Source organism: Nitrospira sp., assembly GCA_015709715.1.
Lineage (GTDB): Bacteria > Nitrospirota > Nitrospiria > Nitrospirales > Nitrospiraceae > Nitrospira_A.
In genome coordinates this window covers 1,077,058-1,099,737 of record CP054184.1, presented here as the reverse complement: position 1 = coordinate 1,099,737, position 22,680 = coordinate 1,077,058, and the positions used below count along the sequence as shown (strand labels likewise).

At 63.4% G+C, this 22,680-nt stretch carries 14 protein-coding genes; 6 read left to right on the top strand and 8 right to left on the bottom strand.

Going from position 1 to position 22,680, the window contains the following annotated elements:
• Positions 1-32: 32 nt before the first annotated feature.
• From HRU82_05130 to HRU82_05105, 6 genes are all read right to left on the bottom strand, one after another.
• Positions 33-2,114, bottom strand: a complete 2,082-nt coding sequence (locus tag HRU82_05130) for a response regulator (GenBank protein ID QOJ34370.1) — start codon at positions 2,112-2,114, stop codon at positions 33-35.
• Positions 2,114-2,716: a chemotaxis protein CheB gene (locus HRU82_05125; protein ID QOJ34369.1), complete on the bottom strand. Its 603-nt coding sequence runs from the start codon at positions 2,714-2,716 to the stop codon at positions 2,114-2,116. The genes HRU82_05130 and HRU82_05125 overlap by 1 nt, the downstream gene beginning before the upstream one ends.
• Positions 2,713-3,564, bottom strand: coding sequence for a protein-glutamate O-methyltransferase CheR (locus HRU82_05120; GenBank protein ID QOJ34368.1), 852 nt, complete (start codon positions 3,562-3,564; stop codon positions 2,713-2,715). Before HRU82_05120 ends, HRU82_05125 begins: the two co-directional genes overlap by 4 nt.
• Complete coding sequence (locus HRU82_05115) at positions 3,549-6,662, bottom strand: response regulator (GenBank protein ID QOJ34367.1); 3,114 nt, start codon at positions 6,660-6,662, stop codon at positions 3,549-3,551. Before HRU82_05115 ends, HRU82_05120 begins: the two co-directional genes overlap by 16 nt.
• Positions 6,659-11,782 (bottom strand): PAS domain S-box protein, encoded by a 5,124-nt coding sequence (locus HRU82_05110; protein ID QOJ34366.1) that lies wholly within the window; start codon positions 11,780-11,782, stop codon positions 6,659-6,661. Before HRU82_05110 ends, HRU82_05115 begins: the two co-directional genes overlap by 4 nt.
• 357 nt (positions 11,783-12,139) lie before the next feature.
• Positions 12,140-12,535: a four-helix bundle copper-binding protein gene (locus tag HRU82_05105; GenBank protein QOJ34365.1), complete on the bottom strand. Its 396-nt coding sequence runs from the start codon at positions 12,533-12,535 to the stop codon at positions 12,140-12,142.
• A 155-nt stretch (positions 12,536-12,690) separates the two neighbouring features.
• Between HRU82_05105 and HRU82_05100 the strand changes: the two genes are divergently transcribed.
• Entirely contained in the window at positions 12,691-14,844 is a 2,154-nt protein-coding gene (locus HRU82_05100; protein ID QOJ34364.1) for a VTT domain-containing protein, read from the top strand.
• A 31-nt stretch (positions 14,845-14,875) separates the two neighbouring features.
• Positions 14,876-15,625 carry an endonuclease/exonuclease/phosphatase family protein gene (locus HRU82_05095; GenBank protein QOJ37113.1) on the top strand — a complete coding sequence of 250 codons (750 nt, stop codon included), beginning with the start codon at positions 14,876-14,878 and terminating at the stop codon, positions 15,623-15,625.
• Here HRU82_05095 and HRU82_05090 read toward each other — a convergent pair.
• Positions 15,609-15,848 carry a hypothetical protein gene (locus HRU82_05090; GenBank protein QOJ34363.1) on the bottom strand — a complete coding sequence of 80 codons (240 nt, stop codon included), beginning with the start codon at positions 15,846-15,848 and terminating at the stop codon, positions 15,609-15,611. The genes HRU82_05095 and HRU82_05090 overlap by 17 nt on opposite strands.
• Positions 15,849-15,930: 82 nt before the next feature.
• On the opposite strand from HRU82_05090, the gene HRU82_05085 reads away from it, so the two are divergent.
• Positions 15,931-16,101, top strand: coding sequence for a hypothetical protein (locus tag HRU82_05085; protein QOJ34362.1), 171 nt, complete (start codon positions 15,931-15,933; stop codon positions 16,099-16,101).
• Here HRU82_05085 and HRU82_05080 read toward each other — a convergent pair.
• On the bottom strand, positions 16,088-17,614 hold the full coding sequence (locus HRU82_05080) for an FAD-dependent oxidoreductase (protein QOJ34361.1): 1,527 nt from the start codon (positions 17,612-17,614) through the stop codon (positions 16,088-16,090). The genes HRU82_05085 and HRU82_05080 overlap by 14 nt on opposite strands.
• Positions 17,615-17,765: 151 nt before the next feature.
• Between HRU82_05080 and HRU82_05075 the strand changes: the two genes are divergently transcribed.
• From HRU82_05075 to HRU82_05065, 3 genes are read left to right on the top strand one after another with little or no spacing between them, the layout of a single operon-like run.
• A complete protein-coding gene (locus HRU82_05075; protein QOJ34360.1) occupies positions 17,766-18,626 on the top strand; it encodes a Ku protein in 861 nt (286 codons plus the stop codon).
• A gap of 57 nt (positions 18,627-18,683) precedes the next feature.
• A complete protein-coding gene (treZ, locus tag HRU82_05070; GenBank protein ID QOJ37112.1) occupies positions 18,684-20,606 on the top strand; it encodes a malto-oligosyltrehalose trehalohydrolase in 1,923 nt (640 codons plus the stop codon).
• Between the two features lie 39 nt (positions 20,607-20,645).
• Positions 20,646-22,664, top strand: coding sequence for a glycogen debranching enzyme N-terminal domain-containing protein (locus tag HRU82_05065; GenBank protein ID QOJ37111.1), 2,019 nt, complete (start codon positions 20,646-20,648; stop codon positions 22,662-22,664).
• Positions 22,665-22,680: the final 16 nt, after the last annotated feature.

Sequence of the window (22,680 nt, the reverse complement as noted above, 5' to 3'; positions counted from 1 at the left end):
ATAACGATAGGGGGCTGAACGCCGACCCCCGATCACGGCGTGGCGCCGCAACGGGGCTGCTCGTCCGTCAGGGCCTGTCGGATCGCCTCGTACAGCTCGTCCACCGCGGCTTCCTTCGACAGCAGCGCCGTGGCTCCCGCATGGAGCATGGCCTCGCGCGCCTCTCCCGTATTCTGCACGGAGAGGCCGATCACCGTGATGTGAGGGTGGCGTGACTTGATTTCCGCCGTGGCATCAATCCCGTTGGTGTTCGGCATGTTGATGTCCATCACCACGACGGTCGGCCGGAGCCGTTCGACCGATAGGATGGCCTCGTTGCCGTCCGAGGCCTCGCCCACGACCGCCACGTCGCTGTAGTTTTCCAACATGCTGCGGAGTCCCTGCCGGACCATGGCGTGATCATCCACCAGCAGAATGCCGATGGTCGAGCGCCCGCGCGGAGCAGAAGCCTGGTCCGTCGCCGCAGCCTGCGGCGCCACGGGATCGACAACCGCCGGCCTGGTTATCGCAGCTTCCTCATCCGTCTTGGCCGGGATCGGCCAATAGGGGGTGGTCAAGATGGCGCGGGTGCCGCCTCCTAAGGCGGACTCGATGTCCAGCCGTCCACCCATCGCCGCCATCCGTTCCTGAATGCTGAAGAGGCCGAACTGAGCGGGGGCGGCTCCTCGGTCTTGAGGATGTGGGACAAACCCGCAGCCGTTGTCCGATACCACCACCTGCAGCTTGTCGTCGTCCGTCAGGGCGACGGTAATGGTCGCCTCCTTCGCCCTGGCGTGTTTGAGCACGTTGAACAACAGCTCGCGCACGGACTGGAACAGCAGCACGGCTTGATCTTCGGGAATCGCCGGCTCGTCGGTATCTTGCTGGACCGTGACGGTGAGGCCATGGCGCTGCATCTGGGCGGCCAGCCAGGTCATGGCATCCAGCAGGCCGAATTCCTTCAAGGTCGGCGGCGTGAGTTCGGCCACCAAGGAGCGGGTGTATTCGAGGGATTGGGTGAGGGCCTGGTCGGCTTCTTTCAAGAGGTCCGAGACACGCGCTCCGGTGATCAGCGGCACGGTCTGGCGCAACTTCATGCGCACGACGACCAGGAGTTGGGCGAGGTAATCGTGCAACTCCGTGGCGAGGCGTTTGCGTTCGCGTTGCTCGGTCAGGTTCAGTTCGTTCGCGAGCGCACGCAACTGCTCTTGCGATCGGCGCAGCTCGCCGGTCTTCTGGTTGACGGCCCGCTCCAAGTCCACGCTCCATCGCTGAAGACGTTCCTCCGCTTCCTTGTTCTCGGTCACGTCGAAGCTCGCGCCCAGATAGCCATGCAGGTCGCCGGCCTCGGACAGCATAGGCATCCCGACGCTGCGCAACCATCGATAGGTGCCGTCCCGTCGTCGGCAGCGGAAGGAGGCTTCGAAGCGCGTGTGATCGGCGACGGCCTGGCGGTAGCGTGCGGCGGCGTGGGCCTGGTCGTCGGGGTGGACGTACTCGGTCCAGTCGCACCGATTGACGTCCTCCAGGCGGTTGATGCCTAGGAAGTCCAAACAGGATTGATTGACGAATTCACAGCCCTCCGGTCCGTTCATCCAAATGATGACCGGCGCGCTGTCGGCCAAGGTTCGGAAGCGCGATTCGCTTTCGCGCAGACGACGGTCGGCCTCGTCGCGTTCCCGCAACAGCCGCGCCTTTTCCTCGGCGAGGGTCAGGAATTTGTCCCGTTGCCGGGCCAGTTCCTCCCGCTGCTGATAGAGGTCGAGGAAAATGGCAGCCTTGCTGCGCAGCACATTCGGCTCGATCGGTTTGTAAAGAAAATCGACGCCTCCGGCTTGGTAGCCCCGGAACCGGTGTAGATTGTCCTGTGGTCCCGCCGTCAGGAAAATGATGGGGACATGCTGCGTCCGTCGCGAGCCCCGCATCAGCTCCGCCAGCTCGAATCCGTCCATGATCGGCATCTGCACGTCGATGACGGCGAGCGCGATGTCGTGGCGGAGCAGTAGCTCCAAGGCTTCGCGGCCGGACCGGGCCCGCAACATCTCTACGCCGTCGTGGGACAATACTGCGCTGAGCGCCACGAGGTTGGCCTCGTGGTCGTCGACGAGGAGGAATTTCGCGTGACCGGACGGCATCACGACTCCCTTCGGCCGCGCGAGGCCAATACTTCGGTGAGGTCCTCGAGGCTCAAGGCCCTGGCATTTCGGCAGGCGGCCAGGGTGGATGCCGGCATCATGCGTGCCGTGGCCGAATCCGGCGTCTGCACGAGGACGGTGCCGCCCGCTTCGCTGACCGCGCAGGCCCCTTGCGCTCCGTCGTGGTTGGCCCCGGTCAAGATGAGGGCCAAAAGAGTCCTCCCGTAGACGTCCGCTGCCGATTCGAACAACACATCGATCGAGGGGCGCGAAAAGTTCACCGGTTCTTCGTTCGACAGCGAGAGGCGCCGATCCGTCTCGACCAGCAGATGGTAGTCCGGTGGAGCGAAGTACACGGTGCCGGGCAGGATGGGTTCCTTGTCTTCCGCTTCCTTGACGGTGAGGCGGCATTTGGTCTGCAACAGGGCCGGAATCGTGTTGGGCTGATCAGGGGGCACATGCACCGTCACTAAAATCGCCAGGGGATAATCGGGCCCCAAAGGTGGAAGCAGTTGCGAGAGCGACGCAATGGCGCCCGCCGACGCGCCGATCACCACGGCTTCGATATGGTGCAGGGACAGATCGACGCTGAGCGCGTTCATGTGTCGCCCTGTTTTTGGTAGACCCGCTCGGCGGGGAGAAATTCGCTGAAATGTTTCGCGTGCGCATTGAAGCGCAGGCTTTCCCTGGCGCCCACCCCGAGGAACCCCTTGCGCACCAGCGCATCCTTGAACAGCCCCACCGCGCGGTCCTGCAGCGGACGATCGAAATAGATCAGCACGTTGCGGCAGGAGATCAAGTGTACTTCGGCGAAGACGGAATCCGACGCCAAACTATGGTCGGAAAAGACCGTCCGCCGGCGCAGGCTCTTGTCGAACCGAGCGGCTCCGTACGCCGCGCTGTAATGGGCGGATAGGGAGCCGTTCCCGCCGGACAGACGATGGTTCTTGGTAAAGAGGGCGAGGCGCTGCAGGTCGTACACGCCGGCTTCCGCCTTGGCGAGGGCCGCGCCGTTGATGTCGGTGGCGTAGAACATGGTCTTGCCTTCCAGTCCTTCCTCCCGGAACAGGATGGCGAAGGAATACAATTCTTCGCCGGTGCTGCAGCCGGCCACCCAGACCTTGAGAGAGGGATAGGTCCTGAGGTGGGGAATGACCTGTTCGCGGATGGTGCGGAAATAGGCCGGGTCGCGGAACATGTCGCTCACCTGCACGGTCAGGTAATTGAGAAGTTGCGGAAGCACCGCCCGGTCGTGGAGCAGCCGCTCTTGGAGCGCGGAGAGGGTCGAGCAGCCCATCCGTTGGCAGGCGAGCAGCAGCCGGCGCTTGAGCGACGCCTTGGAGTATCCGCGAAAGTCGTAGTGATATTGCGAATACATCGCATCCAGGAATAACCGCAGTTCGATGTCTTCGGTTTTCGTCGGCGCGTCGGGCGTCATCGCGGCATCCATACGCGCACCAGCGAAAGCAATTGATCGACATCGAGCGGCTTGGCCATATAGTCGTTGGCCCCGGCCGAGAGGGCCTGTTCCTGATCGTCCTTCATCGCCTTGGCGGTGAGGGCGATGATGGGTAACTTCCGCCATTCTGGCCTCTCGCGGATGGCGCGCATGGCCGCCAGCCCGTCCATCTCGGGCATCATGATGTCCATCAGCACCACATCGATGCGTCGATCCTCGCTCTGCATGGAAGACTCCAACAGTGCCAAACATTCGCGGCCATTCCGCGCGATGTCGATCTTGGCTCCATGGGGTTCCAAGACCGCACTCAAGGCGAAGATATTCCGCACGTCGTCCTCCACGATCAGGATGCGGCGGCCCTCCAGGACGGCATTGCGGTTGCGGGCCTTTTCCAACATGCGCTGCTGTTCAGGCGGCAGGGCGGTGACGACCTGGTGGAGAAACAGGGTGACTTCGTCGAGCAGGCGCTCGGGAGATTTGGCGCCCTTGATGATCACGGAATGCGAATATTTGCGAAGCCGTTGTTCCTCATCGGCCGAGAGGTCGCGGCCCGTGTAGACAATGACCGGCGGGAAGGCGAGGTGTTCCTCGCGGCTGATGGTTTCCAGCAAAGAAAAGCCGGAGGCATCCGGCAGCGTGAGGTCGAGCACCATGCAGTCGAAGGTGCGTTCGGCAAGTTGCGACAGACACTCGGCGGCGCTTGCCGCTCCGACGGTCTCGACGTCGTCCGACCCGATCAACAGATGGAGACTGTCGCGCTGCGCAGGATCGTCCTCTACGATGAGCACCCGCCGGGGTTTATCCGTGAGGCGCGTTTCGAACTGGCGGAAGGCTTCCACGAGCTGCTCGCGTTTCACCGGCTTGAGCATATAGCCGACGGCACCCAGCGAGAGGGCGGTTTTGGCATGGTCGTGGCCGGAGATCACGTGAACGGGGATATGTCTGGTGCGCACGTCGGTCTTCAGGCGGTCGATGACGGAGAGGCCGGAGTGGTCAGGCAGTCCGATGTCGAGGACCACCGCGCTCGGAAGGTACTGTCTGGCCAACGCCAGGGCCTCGCCGGCTGTGTTACCGATGAGCACATTGAAGTTCATCTCGTGGGCCAGGTCCGCAAGGATGCGAGAGAAGGCCTCGTCGTCCTCTACGATCAGGATCACGCGGCGATGGTCGTCGAGCCGTTCCCGATCGTCGTCGGTCCGCAGGGCGTTGCCGTTCACGCGCGGAGCGCCCGAAGGAGACGCGAGCATGGGGGCGGGGGGCTCGCAAGGGAGCGGGGACGAAGCCATGGGGGCCGACCGCAACGGAGGGGACGAGGGAATCCTTTGCGGGAGGTGGATCGTGAACGTACTGCCCTGTCCCGGCGTGCTGGCAAGATGAATGTCGCCGCCCAAGAGGCGAACGAACTCGCGTGAAATCGACAGGCCCAGACCGGTGCCACCGTATTTGCGGTTGGTGGTGCCGTCGCCTTGACAGAACGGCTCGAAGATGAGGTCGTGCTGATCGGGCGAGATACCGATGCCCGTGTCCTCCACGGCGAAGGCCAGACGTCCGTCCGGCAGGTGGGCAATGTCGAGCGAGACCCGGCCGGCTTCGGTGAACTTGATGGCGTTGGATAGCAAATTTTTCAACACCTGTTCGAGCCGCTGCCAGTCGGTTTCGATGGACTCCGGAGTTCCGGGCGCGCGCCGCATCTGGAGCTGCAATCCCTTTTGGGTCGCCAAGGGCTGAAAGAGGGCGTGCAGGCTGTCGATCAAGCGTTGCAGCGACACCTGGCCGGGAGTCAGGTCGATGCGGCCTGCCTCCACCTTGGCCAAGTCCAGCACATCGTCGATCAACGTCAGCAGATCATGGCCGGCCGATTCGATCGTGGCGGCCGATTTGACTTGTTCCGGCGTCAGATTGCCCTGCGGGTTGTCGGCGAGGAGCTTGGCCAAGATGAGGGTCGAGTTCAGCGGCGTCCGCATCTCGTGGGACATGTTGGCGAGGAATTCGGACTTGTACCGACTCACCCGTTCCAACTGCCGCTTTTGCGCTTCCGAAATCGCCGCGGCGTTGCTTAATTCGTCTTTTTGCCCCTCCAGCAGCTGAGCCTGCTCCTCCAATTGGGAATTCGTCTGTTCCAATTCGGCCTGCTGTTGTTCGAGTCGGCCATGGGATTCCTTCAGGGCTCGGCTTTGTTCCTCGAGTTCCTCGTTCGCCACCCGCAGTTCTTCGCTCTGAACCTGCAGCTCTTCCGCTTGACGTTGCGTCTCTTCGAGGAGCTCCTGCAGGCGGTTGCGGTAGCGAGCCCCCCGGACCGCCGTGGCGATCGACTCTGCCAAGCGGCCGAGCAATTCCTTATCCGAGTCGTGTACGCGATGGAAAAACCCCAGTTCCAACACCGTGTTGATCACGCCGTCCGCCCCGAGCGGCGTGATGAGCAAGTGCCGCGGAGCGCTGCGTCCGAGGGCGGAGCCGATCGTGAAATATCCGTCCGGCAGGTCCTGTACGACGATCGTCTGCTTCTGTTGAAGGGCGTGGCCCAACAACCCGTCTCCGACTTGGAATCGTTCCGGCAGAGCGGCGCCTTCCGGCACGCCGAAGGTGGCCGTGCGGTGGAATCCGAACCCGTCGTCGATGAAGATCGCCCCGCCCTGTGCCCCTACATACTCGGCCAGGCCCTGCAGGATGTTTTCGCCGAGGGTCCGGAGGCTCTGATCTCCCATCATGCGTTCGCTGAGTTTGGTCTGCCCCATCCGTACCCATTCCTCCTTGCGCACGGCCAGTCGACCACGGATGAATTGGTGGCCGAAGGCCGCCAACGCCAGGGCCGTGCCGGCCCCCATGCCTCGGTTGATCAAGGACAGGGAGGGATCGATGCCGACCGGGCTGATCACCAGGCCGATTAGGATGAGAAGCGAGGCGATGCTACCCACGGCGACGGGGACGAGCGGGTTCCAGGTGAGATACGACAGGACCAAGGGAATGAGATACACCACCCAGACGGTGATGCCGAGCTTCGTGTAGAACTCGGATACAAACACCGCCGCGATGGATAGGACGAGGGCGATGGAAAGGATCGGGTTCGGCTTTTGATGGAATCGTGTCATCGGGCGCTCAATAATCCGTTTCGGGCGGTTTGAATGGTTTGATAGAGGTCTTCGACGGCAGCTTCCTTGTTGAGGAAGGCGACGGCGCCGGCTTCGCGCATGACCGCGCCCACATGGGCGGCGTCTTGGACGGAGAGGCCGATCACGATCGTAGCGGGCTGGGATTTCTTGATCTGCCTGGTGGCTTCGATGCCGTCCATGCTCGGCATGTTCACGTCCATCAAGACGACGTCGGGCAGCCACTGCTGCGCCAGCGTCACCGCTTCCTTGCCGGTCGCTGCTTCAGCCACCACCTCGATGTCCGCGTAGCCTGCGAGGAGCCCGCAGAGCCCTTGCCGGACCATCGCATGGTCATCCGCGATCAGCACGCGGGTCTTCGGCGTTTTTTCGAGCGGATGGCTGCCCTCGAGTGGCTGATTTGCGGACGCATCGGTGGACGCCGGGATCGTGCGCAGGCCGGCAGCGGCCGGTCGGCTGCTCCCCTGGTCGGTTGAGGACGCCAGCGGAGCGATCAACGTCGCTTCGGTGCCGTGGCCTAGGACCGAACGCAATTCGAACCGCCCTCCCAGGGCGAGCATTCGTTCCCGGATGCTGAACAGGCCGAACCCCGGCACGTGTCCCTCTTCGCGCAGCGCAGCCTTGTCCACATGGGCGAAGCCGACGCCACGATCCGTCACCGTAATGGAGAGCCATCCCTGGTTCACCCGCACGGTGATGGCGGCCTCCTTCGCGGCGGCATGTTTGACCACGTTCATGAGGAGTTCACGGACCGACTGGAACAGCAGCATGGCCTGATCTTCCGGCAGGGGGAGATGCTCCGGCCCCAGGTCCAGCGACACTCGGAGATCACGTTGAACCATCTGTTCGGCCAGCCAGCGCAAGGCCATCGGCAGTCCGAATTCCTTCAGGATCGGCGGGCTGAGCTGCGCCACCAAGGTTCTGGTATAGGTCAAGGCCTGATCGATGACCTCCTGCAACTCGCTCAAGGTTCGGCCCAGGACGGGAGACACCGAATGCTGCATGGCTTGAGCCAGCCGGATGCGGCTCAACGCCAGGAGTTGTGCCAGGTAGTCGTGTAATTCCGCCGCGAGGTGTTGGCGCTCCCGTTGCCCTGCAAGGTTGAGTTCTCTGGCCAAGGCGCGCAGCTGTTCGCGCGACTCGGTCAGTTCGATCGTCCGCTCCGCCACGCGGCACTCAAGTTCGGCGGCTGAGCGCTGAAGATCTTCCTCCACCCGCTTGCGCTCGGTGATGTCGTAGTTGATGCCGACCATACGCACCGGGCGGCCCTGCTCATCGGTGACCGTCGCACCCTGCCCGGACAACCAACGTATGCCGCCGTCCGGAGTCACGATACGAAATTCCGCGGAGAACAGGCCGGACCGATGCGCGCGCTGTGCCGCCTCTTGTACCTGGGCCCGGTCGTCCGGGTGGAGGGCATCGTAGAACTCCTCCGCGCGGCGTAGCGGGCGGTCCACCGGCCTCCCGAAGAGTTCATATTGTTTGGCGTCCCAGGTGGTCTCGCCGGTGTGGAGGTTGAGATCCCACGCACCCATCCTTCCCGCCTCCATGGCCAATCGGAGTCGTTCCTCCCGGGCGCGCAGGATCTCATCGGCCTTGGCCCGCGCGATGCCCAGCGCCAGCGTGGTGGCTAGGGCCTGGCTCCAGGCGATGTCCTCGTCGGTCATCCGATGCGGACGGTCGAAGTAGAGCATGAATTTTCCGAGTAATTGTTCGCTGTAGGTCAGGGGGATGAAGGCTAAAGCCCGGACGCCCTCACGCCGGATGGTCGCTCGCAATTCGGGTTCGAGGTCGGAGGTCTCGAGATCATCGATGAACAGGGGCGGCGGATCCCGATGGTCCCTCGTCCAAGGAGAATGGCCTTCAACGGCCCGCCGGTACTCATCGGATAACCCTTGGGAGGCTTTGAAACGCATGGTGCCGTCGTCATCGAAGAGCAGGATCGCGGCCCGGTCGGCTTGGACCGCGTCGACCATCGCCTGCAACGCCCGCTCGTAGAGTCGCGCCGGCGGCTCTGCGCGGTTGAGAGCGTCGGCCAACTCATAGAGCCACTGTTGCCGTCGATTGATGGCGAGGAGTTGTGTCTCTTGCCGCTTGCGGACGCTGATGTCGAATCCGACGGCCAAAATATAACGGAGTGCGTTGCCCTCCCGAACCCCGCCGACGCTCACGCTCGCCCACACCGCGGTGCCGTCCTTGCGGCGGTAGCGCTTTTCGAGGATGAAATCCGGTCCGCCGTTCACGAGCCGATGGAACAGTTCGAGGTTGTGAGGGAGATCTTCTGGATCGGTGACCTCCTGCATCCTCATGCCGAGCAGCTCGGATTCGCTGTAGCCCAGCAGGTTGCAGAAGCGCCGGTTGACGAACAGGAATCGCCCCGTCAGATCGGTCTGGGCCACGGCGGCGGTCGCTTGGCTCACGATCGCCCGAAAGCGCGCTTCGCTTCGGCGGAGAGCCTCCTCGGCCCGCTGTTGATCCGTCACATCCCTGGCGCTGCCGATGATCTGCTTGGCACGCCCGTCGCCGGTTCGTTCGAACACCGTGGCTCGCACCAAGAAGCGGCGATAGGTGCCGTCGGAGTGCCGGACTTGGTGAACATGCTCCCGTACCTCATCGTCCGGCGCGGACTGAAATCCGTCCAACCACTCTCTGACCGCGGGCAGGTCTTCCGGATGGACCAAGCAGGACAAGGGATCACCGGGCATGGCATGGAGTTGGGCCAGGCTGTAGCCGAGGACGGTGTCCAGGCTGCGGTTGACGTAAACGGGGCTCCCCTCCTGCAGGTCGAAGACGAACAGCACGTCCGGCGTGGAGGCGGTGATCCGTTCCAAGAACGTCTTGGTGCGGAGCATCGCCGCTTCTGCATCCCGCCGGATGCGGGCCAGGTTGAGGTGGGTGGCGACGCGCGCAAGCAAGTCGCGCGCACCGAACGGTTTGACGAGGTAGTCATCCGCGCCCTGCTCCAGTCCCTCCACGCGAGATTCTTCGCCCGCGCGAGCGGAGAGCAAAATGATCGGAATGGTTTGGAGCGCAGGATCTGCACGCAGGGTTCTGACCAAACCTGCGCCGTCAAGCTGTGGCATCATGATGTCGCTCAGGACCAGATCCGGGGGGCGGCGGCGAATTTCGGCCAGGGCCGCGAGGCCATCCGCGACCGCCACGACGTCATACCGCTCACGCAACAATCGCAGGATGTAATGGCGCATGTCCGCGTTATCGTCGGCGACCAGCACACGGGCACGGGCGGCTGTGGGATCGGCGGGTGCGTCCTGCGCCTGCGGAAGGTCTTGATCTTCCTGAGAGTCGGGTAGCCAGCGCAGCGCCTCTTCGAGGTAGGGAGCCGCCGCCGTTGTCGGGGAGACGGCAGGGAGGCCCGGTCCGATTTGTTCGGGCTGGAGATGGTCCTTACCCCAAGGCAGCGTGACACAGAAGGTGCTGCCTTCGTCGAGGCGGCTCTCAACCCGCACCGTCCCGCCGTGCAGTTGCACGACCTCCCGGACCAGCGCCAACCCGATCCCGCTGCCCTCATGGGTTCGGCTCTGCCGGTTGTGCACGCGATAGAACCGCTCGAATAGGCGTGGCAGCGCGTCTGCCGGAATGCCCACTCCAGTATCACGGACTACGAGTGTCGCGCCTTCCGCGCCGTGCCGCATGGACAGCTCGATCTCGCCGTGGAATGTATGTTTGAAGGCGTTACTCAAGAGGTTGAGCACGATCTTTTCCCACATGCTGCGATCGACAGAGACCGGTTGGGGCAGGGGAGGACAGTCGATGATGAAGCGCAGGCCGGCTCGTTCGATGGCGGAACGAAATCCGCTGGCCAGGTCTGCGCTGAATGCGGCAAGGTCGGTCGGTTGGTACTGCGCCTCCGTACGCCCGGCCTCGATGCGCGAGAAGTCCAGGAGCGTATTGACGAGCTTCAGGAGGCGCAGGCTGTTTCGATGGGCGACCTCCAGGCGGGTGGTCTGTGGCCGTTCACGAAGTTCCTCTTCGAGGGGACCGAGCATGAGGGTGAGCGGGGTGCGAAACTCGTGGCTGACATTGCTGAAGAAGGCGGTCTTGGCGCGGTCGAGTTCAGCCAACGCCTCGGCTCGCCGCCGCTCCTCGCCATAAGCGCAGGCGTGGGCGAGGGTGAGGCCGATCTGAGAGGCCACCATACCGATGAAATGCTGATAGTCCGCATCCAACGGTCGGCGTGGGCTGACGCCCGCGACCAACCATACATCACCTGTTTCATCGCCTGATTGTGTGATGGGAAGGATGAGCGCCTGCCGCGTCGGTTCAGGCCATGTGCCGCCGGGAAGTCGGCCGAACCGGTCGGCCAGATCGTCCACGATCAGTGCGCGTCCCTGGCGGACCGCGGCGTCGAGCGGCCACCCGCCGGCAAGCCCCTCCTGGGAGAGGGACAGGGCTTGTTGTCTGGCCGGGCTGCTTTCTTCCAGGCCGACGCTGCCTGCTAATACGGCCTGCTTGCGATTCCGATCGAGGCGGTACAGCAAGGCAAAAGGAATGTCGGCCGGATCTGTGGCAAGGACTCGGAGGGTCAGGGCGCAGGCATGATCGTCGTCTTGAGCGGATCCCGACTGAGAGGCCAGTTCACGGAGCAGGTGCGTCCGGCGCTCGTTCAAGACGCGATAGGTAGTTTCTTGCACGATGTTCAAGATGCCTTCGACGGTGCCGTCCTGACCTCGTATCGGATTGAAGCTGTAATCGAAATAACATTCTTCGGTATATCCGAACCGTTGCATCGGTAACAATTCATCGCTGCGCCAGGTGCCTTGTGCCTGCGTCTGCACGGCTTCAAAGAGGGGATGAATAGTTTCCCAAAGCTCCGGCCATACTTGGTGGGCGGGACGGCCCAATGCCCAGGGATGCTTGTCTCCAAGAATAGGCCGCCAGGCATCGTTATAAAGCAGCCAGCGATCGCGCCCCCAATAAATGGCCATGGGGAAGCGCGCTGTGACACAGACGCCCAGTGTAGACACCAGGGCCGCAGGCCACTGTTCGATGGGGCCGAGGGGGGTCTTCGCCCAGTCAAGGGTTCGAATGCGTCCGCCCATCTCGCTTCCGGCCAACCAGCGCAGCAGGTCGTGTGAATTCATCGGGTGGCCCACGGGTGTCTGATGGCCAATGCGGGCTGGTGACGCAGAGCTCGGCTCCCAGGTCGGCGGATCGTGAGGACGGCGAGAGTTGTACCATCATAGCCGATCCAACCCCCACTAGTGAAACCCCTAGCCCAGGACCTACGAGGAGAAACTCACCTGTGGTGCAGGTGGTGTCGTGGGGGGAATGGGGATGGGATCCGAAGGCCTTGGCGGGACCGTGGGACCTGGTCCAGGCTGAGGCACCGGTGTCGGTACGTCAGCACCGGCGGCCGGCATTCCGCTGAGCAGCAACCAGACCATCATGAATGTCCCGATGTAGGGGTGTGGCATGGTGTGGGCTCCTCCATCCGTCACTCACGCATTGCCTGTCGACGCCGGCGGCACTGTCTCCGCCACCATCTGGTGGCAGAGCGCGGCGCAGCGACGACATTCCTTCGCACAGTCCCCGCACAGAGCATGGTGCGGAGCATGTTGTTCGCACAGCCCGGCGCAGAGTTCGCAGATCTCCGCGCAGAGCGCGCAGATTCGGAGGGCGAATGCGGACTTCCGTCCCATCCATTGGGCGGACAAGAGGCAGATGTCCGCACAGTCGCGACAGAGCCTGATACAGCGAACCATCAGGTCGTCCGTGCCTTCATGCGGCATGCCGACCATGTCGTCCGCGCATGTATTACATAGGCGTGCGCACTCCGTACAGGCATGGATGCAGTCGATGGTGTGTTGCTCAAGTGAATGGGTGACGGACGCCATGATCGCCTCCTTCGCTGAGTCTGTGAACATGAATGAGATCACTCTACCCGCCCTTGCCTTGAGCGCCTACTAGGAAAACCGCTCGTCGTTACAGGCCTCGACTAGGGGGATGACTAGCTCAGGCCGGACCCAGCGCTCGTGTAAGGTGGCGACCAATGGAATTGATGGCTTCTGAATCCACCGCCTCGTCCTCCCGCATCCTGACCTGCGGACGCACCTGTTGGCGTATCGAACCAGCGGAGCAGGCGGCCTTCCTCATCGATGGGGAAGCGTACTTCAAGGCCTTCCGTGACGCGGCGCTGCAAGCCACCCATTCCATCCTCATCGTGGGCTGGGACCTCGACACCCAGATTGAGCTGGTGCGGGGAGCGGGAGCGGCCCAGGGACTTCCGACGAAACTCGGTGAATTTCTCACGGCGCTCTTGCGGCGTAAGCGGCGCCTGCGTGTGTATGTGCTGAATTGGGATTTCGCCATGATCTACGCCTTGGAGCGGGAGTGGATGCCTACGGCCCATACGGGGTGGCGCAGGCACCGCAGACTCTCGTATCAGGTGGATGGACAGCATCCTCTGGGCGCATCGCACCACCAAAAGATCGTGGTGGTCGACGACACGGTGGCGTTCGCCGGCGGGCTGGATTTGAGCAAGTCCCGCTGGGACACGTCGGCTCACGCCAAGCAGGATGCGCGCCGGGTCGATGCCGACGGCCGGCCCTATGCCCCCTTTCACGATGTGCAGATGCTGGTGTCCGGCCAGGTCGCCGCGGCGCTCGGCGACCTGGCCCGGCAGCGTTGGTGGAACGCGACAGGGCGTCGTCTCCCTCGGCCTGCGCCAAGACCCCTGCGCGATGTGTGGCCGGCGGACGTGCCGGCGGACGTGGTGGACTGTCAGGTGGGCATCATGCGGACGCAACCGGCCTTCGCCGGGCAAGCGGAGGTGCGGGAAGTCGAGCGGGCCTTTCTGGAGGCGATCAGGGGCGCGCATCGCTCGCTGTACATCGAGTCGCAATATTTCACCGCCAATGCCATCGGGCGCGCCTTGGCCGCTCGGCTTGCGGAACAGGACGGACCCGACGTGGTGTTGGTGCTGCGGCACAATAGCGACGGGTGGCTGGAGCAACAGACGATGGACACTCTGCGGGCCAGGCTCCTCCATGACCTCGTGCTGGCGGATCACTATGGCCGGTTTCGTGTCTATGCGCCGACGGTGCCCGGCACGCAGGGAGTCGAATGTGTGGCCGTCCACAGCAAGCTGTTGATTGCCGATGACGAGGTGTTGTGTCTGGGGTCCGCGAATTTGTCGAACCGGTCGATGGGGTTGGACACCGAATGCAACCTGGGACTCGAGGCGCAGGGGCAGGCGCATGTGCGGGATGCCATTGCAGGATTGCGCCATCGCCTCTTGGGTGAACATCTGGGCGTGGAACCGGAGCGGGTGGCGGAAGAGGCGCGCCGGCGAGGTTCTCTCGTGCAGGCCATCGATGCCCTGCGTGGTGGGGAGCGCAGCTTGGAGGAGGTCGGGTTCGAGAAGGGCGCGTCGTCCTCCTCGATTCCCGAGCCGTTGCTGGTCGATCCGGAGCGCCCGATCGCTGCCGATGACCTGTTGGACACCGTCGTGCATCAAGGCGGTCGGAGGCAACTCGGCCGTCGCCTGATTGCGGGTTATTCCCTGCTGGCTCTGGTGGCGCTCTTGGCGCTCCTCTGGCGATGGACACCGCTGGGTGAGTGGATCGATGTCGAAGCCGGTGTCGCGCAGTTGCAGACCCTCGGCCATGGGCCGACCGGGTTTCTGACCCTGATGAGCGGGTATCTGTTGGGTGGGTTGTTGGCGGTTCCCATCACGGTGATGATCGTGGTCACCATGTTGGCTTTCGGACCTTGGCTCGGAGTTCCCTCGGCCTTGGCGGGAGCCTTGGTGAGCGCGACGACGTTATTTACGGTCGGTCGAGTCCTGGGGCGCTATCAGGTGCAGCGCTTGGCCGGTCGACATGTGGCGCACCTGAGCCGCCGGCTTGCGCGGTATGGATTTTGGGCAGTGCTCATGGTCCGTATCCTGCCGGTGGCTCCCTTTTCCATGGTGAACCTGGTTGCCGGTTCGACAAGTCTCTCGTTGCGAGACTTCCTCCTGGGGACAGCCGTAGGCATGGGACCCGGGCTTGTCATGACCTCCGTCTTCGTGGACCGACTGGCGGACGCTCTGCGCGACCCGAGCCCCCTGGCCTTCGCGCTGTTGGCCGGGATTCTGTGCACGGCCTGGGTCGGCGCCTGGTACCTCTGCCGAAGGCTCCTTTCCAGGCATCGAGAGGGGTGATGGACTCGTGAGGCCAACCGACAAGAAGGACCTGTGCCTGCGCGTGGCCTCGTACAACATCCATCGGGGAATCGGCAGGGACGGGCGGTATGAGCCGGAACGGATTCTCCGCGTGCTCGAGGAGATGGCGGCGGACATCGTGGCCCTGCAGGAGGTCGATCTGCCGGGAACCGAGACCGCTACGATTCTGCCCTGGCTGGCCGGGAAACTGAACATGGCGGGGGTGGAGGGGCCGGTTTGGTTGCGCGACGGGCGGGAATATGGCAATGCGCTGCTCTCTCGTTTTCCGGTCGAGCAGGTCCGCCATTGGGACCTCTCCGTCGGATGGCACGAACCGCGCGGAGCATTGGATGTGGATGTGCGATACCGCGGCCGTTCGATCCATGTCGTGAGTACGCACCTGGGGTTGTGGCCTCACGAACGCCCCCTGCAGGCCAAGCGTCTGCTGGAACTGCTGGCGGTGGATCGGCGAGAACTGACAGTGCTGATGGGCGACTTGAACGAGTGGCACATGTGGGGGCGGGTGCTACGAGCCCTCTATGCCGTGTTCGGCGTGCCCCCTGCGCCCCCGACCTTTCCGGCGCGCTGGCCTCTGCTGGCGCTGGATCGAATTTGGGTTGCGCCTCCGACGGCCCTACTCGGCGTGGAAGCCCACCGGAGCGAGGCGAGTCGTGTCGCCTCCGACCACTTACCCGTGAAGGCTGAGCTTCGGCTGCGGGCGGACCGATGGACGGGAGCCTCCCAGGAGGCACGTCGCTCGCCCGTTACAGCGACGAGCTGATCGACGCGGTGACGGGTAAGCGCCGGCGGCTCAGTTTCGAGACCTGCGCCGAGCAGGTTGGGCAGTAGCTGTCCGTCAGGTGGTAGTCGCCGCTGCTAAGCCGGTGAGCCTGGAGATACCCAGTCAAAGTGTTCCACGATTCAAACGGGGTGCCTTGCGCCGATCGGTCTTCCCACACTGCATTGCAGACGCAGCAGATGGAAATCGAGCGCCGTTGCTTCATGGTCGTCCTCCGTGATCGGGCCGTGAAGATTCGAGGTTCCGAATGAGCCGAGAAAGATTCCGGCCATCGTTGCATTCCGCCGATGACGCAGCGAGGGCGTCAGATAGCCACGACGCAGATTCGGCAGGCGCAAATGCCGACCAGGCTGGCCGAGCAGCAATTCAGTGCCGATGCCCTGCGAGTGGCGGAGGTAATCGGCGTTCTGCGTCGGCTGCGCAAGGTTAGCGGGCCTTGTCGACTTACTCCTCTTTGACCGGTTCCAAATTCTCGTGTGCGGGACCATTGATGACGGTGCCGAATCGATCGAAGTGCGATCCGTGGCAAGGGCAATCCCAGGTCTTTTCGCTGTGGTTCCAGGCCACGATGCAACTGAGATGCGGGCAGACGGCGGAACAACGGTGCAGGGCGCCTTGTGCGTCTCGATAGACGGCGAGCTTGGACAATCCCCTTCGCAGCACCGCGCCGCTCTCCGGCGGAATCTCTTTTTCATGGGGGACGTCGCCGCCGGTCACCCAATCTGCATATTGGGCGGCCATGTTCAGCGATTCCTGGACGTATTCGCCGACAGCCACTGCCGTTCGACGAGCCGGATTGTACAGCGAGGCCCAAGGGGAGGGGCGGCCCACCACGAGGTCGGTGATCAGCATGCCGGCGATCGTGCCATGCGTCATGCCCATGCCGCAATCACCCGTGGCGATGTACACGCTTCCGGAATCGCTCGGATTCCGGCCGATAAAGCCCAGCCCATCGATCGATTCCATCACCTGACCGGACCACCGATACTCGACCGTTCCCATCATGGGGAAATGTTCGCGCCCCCAGGCCTCCAGCCTGGCATACCGCTGTTCGCTGTCGTCGGCTTGCCCGGTCTTGTGGTCTTCTCCGCCGACGATGAGGAGGGGAGCGCCGTCGTTCGACGAGCGGTGCAGCCGCACGTAATGGTAGGGATCGAGGGTATCCCAGTACAGCGCGGCCTCGACGGCCTCGGCCGGAATTCGGGCCCCGACGACATAGCTGGTGTAGGGTGCCTGTTTCGTATGGATGCTCACCAGGTTGTTGATCGGTGTGTTGGTGGCGACAACCACCGCATCCGCCGTCACGAAGCAGCCCTCGCGGGTTTCGATCTGGGGCTGGACTCCGTCCGTCACTCGGGTGACATGCCCCTTGACCAGCCGTCCTCCGTCTCGTCGGACCGCCTCGACCAAGCCCGCCAGGTACTTCATAGGGTGGAATTGGGCTTGGTTGGGAATACGGAGGCAGGGCCCCAACGAAGCCGCGGCCTTCGGCGCCTGGGGAAGCCGCTCGACCGCCATGAGTCCTGCGCGCCGAGCAGCCTCCCGTTCCTCGTCCAAGACCTCCAGGCCCTGTCCCTTCCCCGCGAAGAGGTACCCGTGTAGTCGCAAAAAATCGCAAGCGATCTGTTCTTGCCGGCAAATCGCCTCAATACGATCGATCGCCGCCCGATGACTCTCGACGGCGCGGCGCGCACCCGAGCGTCCGTGCAGGCGCTCGAGTTCGACAAACCCCTTCTCGGGCATGTTCGACAGGTGTGCTGTCGTTCGTTCGGTCATGCCGCCACCGGGGGGGCCGTCATCCAGGACGACCACTCGCCGTCTTTCGCGCAGGAGGCAGTAGGCCGTGGTTAAGCCCGCGATGCCGGCTCCGACGATGCACACGTCGGTATGCAGGCCGGTGCCGAGAGGCGGCCAGGTCGGCATGGGCGTCGACATCCATAGGGAACGGCTTGCGCTTGACCCCTTGTCCATGTCCATAGGAGGCTCCTTCTGTCGTGAGCTGAGGGTGGTTGAGAATGTGAGGGTAACGTGGGCCGGCGTTGTTGCCAGCTAGGGATTGTCCGAGTTGTGAGTGTCTGGTCGCGTGCTAAGGTGACGGTACTTCTCAGGAGGAGAATGAGCCATGGAACGGCCTCTCTGGCGAGGATCGATCAGCTTCGGCCTGGTCAACATCCCCGTCCTGCTGTACTCGGCGGAAGACCACAACAGGTTTGACCTCACCCTCTTGGATCGGCGCGATATGAAACCGGTGGGATTCAAGCGGTACAACAAGACCACCGGGAAGGAGGTGGGGTGGGACCAGATCGTCAAGGGCTACGAGTATGACAAGGATCGGTATGTGGTCCTGACCGACGAGGACTTTCGTCGGGCGAATGTCGAGGCCACGCAGACGGTCGACATTGTGAGTTTCATCAAGGCAGGGGACATCGCGCCCGCTTCCTTCGAGACGCCCTATTACCTGGTGCCGGACAAGCGCGGCGAGAAAGGTTATGCCTTGCTGCGGGAAACGCTGAAGAAGACCGGCAAGGTTGCGATCGCGACGGTGGTGATCCGGACTAGACAGTCTCTTGCCGCGCTGATCCCCTGGGAGGGGGTGCTGCTGTTGAATACGTTGCGCTATGCGCATGAAATCAGGCCGGTCAAGGATCTGGATCTTCCCGCCAAGAGGGTGAAGGGCGGGGGCGTGACGGCCCGCGAGGTGGATATGGCGACCAGGCTTGTCGAGGACATGTCGGAGTCGTGGAGGCCGGAGCGCTACAAAGACACCTATCACGACGACCTCATGCGCCTGATCAACAAGCGCATCAAGGCGGGCCGCACCGCAGTGGTGACGAGGCCGTCCGCTGGGGGCCTGGCTTCCAAGTCGAGCAAGGGCAAGGTTGTCGATCTCATGGCGCTCCTGAAACAAAGCGTCCGGCACGCCGGGAAAACGAAGCGGGCTTCTGCCTCCCAGGATCGACAGCTCCGTCGAAAAAGCGCATAAACGATGGATAGGGACAGGGCGGGAACTGAGCCGAGAGGCGGAGGTCGCATGGATATCATGACGGAAACAGGGGGGGCGGGAACCGCCGCGGCGCAGCGTCAGCGAGGAGTAACGCTCGGGGCCACCGTGGAGCGCGATGCCGTGCGGTTTCGTTGTTGGGCGCCTGAACGGACCCTGGTCGAAGTCCTGTTGGAGGAGGGGCGGAGTGGCTATCCGTTGAAACGTGATCAACAGGGTTATTGGTCCGGGAGGGTCCAGGGGGCGAGGGCCGGTATGACCTACCGGTATCGCCTCGATGGTGGCGAGGCCTATCCCGATCCCTGTTCCCGCTTCCAACCGACCGGTCCCCATGGTCCATCGCTGATCGTCGATCCAGGGGCCTACCGCTGGCAGGACGAGGGCTGGCAGGGCGTGACCATGCGAGGGCAGGTGATCTACGAACTCCATGTGGGCACCTTTACGCCGGAAGGCACCTTCGATGCCGCCGTCGCGCAACTCAACGTCTTGAAGGACCTCGGCATCACCGTCGTCGAAGTGATGCCAGTGGGCGAATTTCCGGGCCGATGGAACTGGGGGTATGACGGCGTCGGACTCTATGCCCCTGCTCACGTCTACGGGGATGCGGAGGCGCTCAAGCGGTTCGTGGACGCGGCGCATCGGCTGGGGCTCGGCGTCATCCTGGACGTGGTCTACAACCATCTGGGCCCTGACGGGAACTACTTGTCGGCGTTCACCGACCGATACTTCACCGATCGCTATCCGAACGAATGGGGCCAAGCCATCAACTTCGATGGGCCGGGGTCGTCCGGCGTGCGCGACTTCTTCATCCAGAACGCCTGTTATTGGGTGGACGAATTTCATCTCGACGGGTTGCGGCTGGATGCCGTGCATGCGCTGCACGATGCCAGTCCACGGCATGTGTTGGCCGACCTGTCCAAGGCCGCAAGGCAGGCGGCGGGAGCCAGGTCGGTCATCTTGGTCGCCGAGTGCGAGGCGCAGTGGGTCCATACCATCCAGCCGATCGAGCAGGGCGGGTGGGGACTGGACGGTGTGTGGTGCGAGGACTTCCACCATACGGCGCGAGTCGCGGCGACCGGCCGCCGCGAAGGGTATTACGCCGACTACCGGGGCACCGCGCAGGAATTGCTCTCCTGCATGAAACGGTCGTTTCTCTTCCAAGGGCAGCGGTACCACTGGCAGGGCAAGCCTCGGGGCACGGTCGTGGGAAACGAACCGGCAGCCGGATTCGTATTTTTCCTCCAAAACCATGACCAGGTGGCCAATCAGCTGCACGGGGACCGACTCCATGAGAAAACGAGTCCCGGCCTCGTCCGCGTCTTGACGGCATTGTTGCTCCTCTCGCCGCAGACGCCGCTCCTGTTCATGGGGCAGGAGTTCGGCGCCTCCTCGCCCTTTCTCTTCTTCGCCGATTTTCCGCCCGGCGAGTTGGCGCAAGCCATTCATCGAGGCAGGAAGGCGTTCTTGGCGCAGTTTCGGAGCGCGGCGTCGAGCGGGGCCCAAGCGACCATTCCCGATCCCTGCGATCCGCGTGTGTTCGAGCGGTCGAAGCTGGATCTGTCGGAGCGGGAGCGCCACCGGATCTGGTACGACTTGCATCGTGATCTTCTGCGGCTGCGGCGCGAGGATCCCGTCATCACCCAGCAGGCGCGCGAGCTGATCGATGGAGCAGTCATCGGACCTGATGCCTTCATCGTAAGGTACTTCGGGCCGGCGGGGGATGACAGGCTCTTGCTCCTGAATCTTGGAGCCGATTACGACTATCGACCGGCCCCCGAGCCCCTGCTGGCCCCGCCGGTGGGACGCTCATGGTACCTGCGCTGGTCCAGCGATGAGCCCCGATATGGAGGGCCTGGTGTCGTCGGCCCCTTGAGCGAAGAGGGGTGGCGGCTCCCAGCCGAATCGGCCGTGCTGTATGCGGCCGAACCGGTTCAATCGTCGCCTGATTCGAGAGAGGGATGACGACCCATGGCCGTGACGGCTCCCAAACAGCCTGTGACCATGATCATCCCGCGTAATCGATTGCACGATGAAGAGGGGCTCCTCACGCGGGAATGGCTGGTGACGAACGGGCTCGGTGGCTATGCTTCGTCGACACTGCTCTGTGCTCCGACGAGGCGCTACCATGGCCTCTTCGTGCCGGACCTGCCCTCGCCCTGGGGCCGCACGGTCATGATTCCGCGGCTGGACGAAGAGGCGGTCGTCGCCGGCGAAACCTATTATCTCAGCGGGGTGGAGTTCGAAGACGGGCGGGCGGACAGCGACCTCCCGACGGTGCTCGAAACATTCGTGCGTGAAGGGCAGACGCCATTGTGGCGTTGTGCGTTTGCCGGGCGCCGCTTGGAAAAACGCGTCCTTATGCCCCACGGACACAATTCGCTCTACGTGGAATATCGCCTGCTGGAAGGGGACCCCATTCGGATGCAGGTACGGCCGTTTGTGACTTTCCGCATGTTGGATGCCCCGCTCAAGGAAGCCAAACAACCGCCCTTTCCTCTGACCGTGGTGGAGGGACGTTACGAGATCGAGCTTTGCGATGGAGCCCCGACCTTGAAACTGTGCCTACGGCCTGGCTGCGGCCTCTTCGTCGCGGACGCGCGAATCAGCCATTCCGTCTGTTACCGGGTCGACCGGGATCGCGGCTCCGAACATCTTGAAGATGTGGCCAGCCCCGGCTATTTTTTCGCCGACCTGACGACGGAACGATCCATCGCGTTCGTCGCCAGTACGGAACCGTGGGAGTTCCTCCACTTCGGCCCGGAAACCATCGTCGATGCGGAGGCCCAGCGCTTGAACACCTTGCTGGCCCCGCTTCGTGAGGCCAGAGCCGATGAGATGGAGGAGCGTCTGGCGCTGGCGGCGGATCAATTCATCGTCGAGCCCGGTTCACGGGTGGAGGAGCAGGCGCTGGCCAGGGCCTCGGGCGACGAGGCTCGCACCGTCATTGCCGGGTATCATTGGTTTACCGACTGGGGACGCGATACGATGATCAGCCTGGAAGGCCTCACGCTCTGCACGGGGCGCCACCGGGAAGCGCGGTCGATCCTCAGGACCTTCGCGACCTATGTGAAGGATGGGTTGCTGCCCAATCTGTTCCCCGAGGGGGAGCGGGAGGGGCTTTACCATACGGCGGATGCGACGCTGTGGTACTTCCATGCCGTCGATCGGTACTACCGCGTGACGGGCGACCATGACACGCTCATATCTTTGCAGCCGGTTCTGCGATCGATTCTCAACCACCACGTCAGAGGGACCCGCTTCGGGATCGGCGTAGATCGGCGCGACGGTCTGCTTCGAGCTTCCGCCGACGGCTACCAACTGACATGGATGGATGCGAAGGTGGACGGCTGGGTCGTGACGCCTCGACGGGGAAAACCGGTCGAGATCCAAGCCCTCTGGTACAACGCGCTCCGCTGTATGGCCGAGTGGGAACCGCTCACCGGCCGGCCGCCTTCCGAGTGGGCCGAGCTGGCGGAACAGGCGCAGCAATCGTTCAACGAGCGATTTTGGTATGGAGCGGGCGGCTACCTGTACGATGTGGTCGACGGCGAACAGGGCGACGATCCGGCCTTTCGCCCCAATCAACTGCTGTCGATCGCCTTGCCCCATCCGGTGCTGGGCGAAACGCGTTGGCGTGGAGTGGTGGAGCAGGTTGCCCAGAAACTTCTCACGCCGGTGGGCTTGCGGAGTCTCTCGCGGGAACATCCCGACTACAAATCGAAGTACTTCGGCGACCTGCGCGCGCGGGACGCCGCCTACCACCAAGGAACGGTCTGGGCCTGGCTGATCGGGCCGTTCATCGACGCCTGGCTGAAGGTCTCGCCCGATCCCGCCAAGACGCGGTCGTTGCTGGAGGGCTTTCAGGCGCACCTGTCTGAAGCCGGAATCGGCACGATCAGCGAGATTTTCGATGCCGAGCCACCCTACCATCCACGAGGTTGTATCGCCCAGGCCTGGAGCGTGGCCGAAGTGCTGCGAGTATGGCAGAAGACACGCGGGACGCCGGCGTCCCGTTCATGACGAGGCAAGGCCGTTG

Coding starts and splice junctions, on each gene's coding strand:
- HRU82_05130 (QOJ34370.1), bottom strand. CDS start 2,114: ATGCCGTCCGGTCACGCGAAATTCCTCCTCGTCGACGACCACGAGGCC.
- HRU82_05125 (QOJ34369.1), bottom strand. CDS start 2,716: ATGAACGCGCTCAGCGTCGATCTGTCCCTGCACCATATCGAAGCCGTG.
- HRU82_05120 (QOJ34368.1), bottom strand. CDS start 3,564: ATGGATGCCGCGATGACGCCCGACGCGCCGACGAAAACCGAAGACATC.
- HRU82_05115 (QOJ34367.1), bottom strand. CDS start 6,662: ATGACACGATTCCATCAAAAGCCGAACCCGATCCTTTCCATCGCCCTC.
- HRU82_05110 (QOJ34366.1), bottom strand. CDS start 11,782: ATGAATTCACACGACCTGCTGCGCTGGTTGGCCGGAAGCGAGATGGGC.
- HRU82_05105 (QOJ34365.1), bottom strand. CDS start 12,535: ATGGCGTCCGTCACCCATTCACTTGAGCAACACACCATCGACTGCATC.
- HRU82_05100 (QOJ34364.1), top strand. CDS start 12,691: ATGGAATTGATGGCTTCTGAATCCACCGCCTCGTCCTCCCGCATCCTG.
- HRU82_05090 (QOJ34363.1), bottom strand. CDS start 15,848: ATGAAGCAACGGCGCTCGATTTCCATCTGCTGCGTCTGCAATGCAGTG.
- HRU82_05085 (QOJ34362.1), top strand. CDS start 15,931: ATGACGCAGCGAGGGCGTCAGATAGCCACGACGCAGATTCGGCAGGCG.
- HRU82_05080 (QOJ34361.1), bottom strand. CDS start 17,614: ATGGACAAGGGGTCAAGCGCAAGCCGTTCCCTATGGATGTCGACGCCC.
- HRU82_05075 (QOJ34360.1), top strand. CDS start 17,766: ATGGAACGGCCTCTCTGGCGAGGATCGATCAGCTTCGGCCTGGTCAAC.
- treZ (QOJ37112.1), top strand. CDS start 18,684: ATGACGGAAACAGGGGGGGCGGGAACCGCCGCGGCGCAGCGTCAGCGA.
- HRU82_05065 (QOJ37111.1), top strand. CDS start 20,646: ATGATCATCCCGCGTAATCGATTGCACGATGAAGAGGGGCTCCTCACG.